This window comes from Desertibacillus haloalkaliphilus, from assembly GCF_019039105.1.
Lineage (GTDB): Bacteria > Bacillota > Bacilli > Bacillales > KJ1-10-99 > Desertibacillus > Desertibacillus haloalkaliphilus.
The window spans coordinates 1-390 of record NZ_JAHPIV010000281.1 but is presented as its reverse complement, the minus strand read 5'-3'; the positions used below and the strand labels follow the sequence as shown (position 1 = coordinate 390).

At 36.7% G+C, this 390-nt stretch carries 1 pseudogene; it reads right to left on the bottom strand.

What is annotated here, in order from left to right:
- Positions 1–222, bottom strand: a pseudogene (locus tag KH400_RS21930) (MFS transporter); the annotation flags it as partial.
- Positions 223–390: the final 168 nt, after the last annotated feature.

Sequence of the window (390 nt, the reverse complement as noted above, 5' to 3'; positions counted from 1 at the left end):
GAATATCATCGTTTGATAAGCACCAATCTTATCAAATAACCGACCACCTATTAAACTCCCCAAAACACCCGCACCAGCGTTCAACATAAGAACAAACCCTGCTGCGGTTAATGACCGACCTAACTCTTGATGAATAATAATTGCATTTAACGGCCATAAAAAAGAGGCACCAGTTACATTAATAGCCATAGCGACTATTAATAACCAAAGTGATTTCGGCATAATAATAGCCCCTCCTTCCTCTTTATCCCTTAGCCATCTTAGGTGATCTCTTTGGGAATTGCAATCTTTTTTATCTACCATTTGCTGTTAGAACAATTTTAAAGCTACAATAGTAAGATACACGAACCTGATAAGTTCTTTCTTGCAAAAAAAAGAAAGGTGATATAA